This window comes from Corallococcus sicarius (genome assembly GCF_003611735.1).
GTDB lineage: Bacteria > Myxococcota > Myxococcia > Myxococcales > Myxococcaceae > Corallococcus > Corallococcus sicarius.
The window spans coordinates 1-1,794 of the sequence record NZ_RAWG01000600.1; the positions used below are offsets into that span (position 1 = coordinate 1).

General features: G+C 70.8%; 1 protein-coding gene. It reads right to left on the reverse strand.

The window, feature by feature from the left end; genetic code table 11:
- The coding region (locus D7X12_RS41120; RefSeq protein WP_120630538.1) for a non-ribosomal peptide synthetase at positions 1–1,794 on the reverse strand (1,794 nt) is incomplete at both ends.

Below are 1,794 nucleotides of genomic sequence, written 5' to 3' on the forward strand. Positions count from 1 at the left end.
TCAGGGGCAGGGTGGCCAGCGTCACGAAGACCGAGGGCACCATGTACTCCGGCAGCCGCTGCCGAAGGCCCGCGCGCAGGGCCGTGCCGTCCAGCACCTGGCCCTCGCGAGGCGACACATAGGCCACGAGCCGCTTGTCGCCGGGCACGTCCTCGCGCACCACCACGGCGACCTGCAGCACGGAGGGCAGGTCGCGCAGGGCGGCCTCCACCTCCGCCAGTTCGATGCGGAAGCCGCGCACCTTCACCTGGTGGTCGATGCGGCCCAGGAACTCCAGCACGCCATCCTCACGCCAGCGGACCAGGTCGCCCGTGCGGTACAGCCGCGCGCCGGGCGTGGTGCCCTGTGCATCCGGGACGAAGCGCTCCGCCGTCAGGTCCGGCCGCGACACATAGCCGCGCGACAGGCCATCACCGCCCAGGTACAGCTCGCCCGGCACGCCGACGGGCACCGGGTGCATCCGCGCATCCAGCACGTAGCCCGTGGTGTTGGACAGCATCGGCCCGATGGGCACCGAGCCGCCCCCCACCTGATCGGGCCGCGACACCGTGAAGGTGTTCGAGGCGACGGTGCACTCGGTGGGGCCGTAGGTGTTGGTGACGCTGGTCGCTCCGGATTCGACGGCCTTGCGGACGTGGGGCGCGGAGATGATGTCCCCGCCCACGTGCACCTCGCGCAGCTGCCCGAGGATGTCCGACTGGTGCTCCACGATCTGCGAGAAGAGCCCGGTCGGCAGGTGGGCGTAGGTGACGCCGTGCCCCTTCACCATCCGGGAGACCCGCTCCAGGTCGCTCGCCGTGTACTGTCCCGGGAAGATGACGAGCCGGCTGCCACGCAACAACGGAAGCCACAGCTCCAGGACGGAGCCGTCGAAGGAGACGGGCGCCAGGAGCAGCATCGTGTCGCCGACGCCGTAGTTCGCGTAGCCCTTCGAATAGACCAGTCGCAGCAGGCTGCGCTGCTCGATGCTCACGCCCTTGGGTCGCCCGGTGCTGCCGGACGTGAAGATGACGTAGGCCAGATTGCGGGGGCCCACGTCCGTCACGGGCGCGGTGACGGGATGCGAATCGAGCGACAGCTCCTCCAGGAAAAGGAGCGGCGCGGCCCCTTCGGCGTGCTGGAACCGCCCGCGCAGATCGCGCCGCGTGAGGAGCAGGTGGGGCCGGGCATCCTCCAGCATGAAGGTCAGCCGCTGGGCGGGGTACGACGCATCCATCGGCACGTAGGCGCCGCCCGCCTTGAGCGTGGCCAGCGCGCAGACGACGAAGGCCACCGAGCGCTCCAGGCACACCGCCACCAGCGCGTCCGGCCCCACGCCCCGGGCCACCAGCTCATGCGCGAGCTGGTTGGCTCGCGCGTCGAGCTGCGCGTACGTCAGCCGCTCGTCCTCGGACTCCAGCGCGATGGCGTCCGGATGCCGTGCCACCTGGAGCGCGAACCAGGCCGCGACACTGGTGTCGGAGGGGTAGGGGTAGACGGTGTCGTTGAAGTCGACGAGCACCTGCTGACGTTCGGCCGGCGTGAGCCAGGGAAGCTGGGACAGCGACACGTCCGGTCCGGAGACCGCGGCCTCCATCAGCGTGCGCAGATGGCCGGCCATGCGGGCCACGGTGTCGCGCTCGAAGAGGTCGGTGCTGTATTCGATGGCGCCGTGCAGGCCGTCCGCTGTCTCCGTGAGCAGCAGGCCCAGGTCGAAGCGCGCCGTGGCGCTGTCCACGTCCAGCATGCGCAGCGTGAGGCCCGGCGCCTGGAGCGTCCCGCCCGGTGCGTTCTGGAGCGCGAAGATGACCTGCA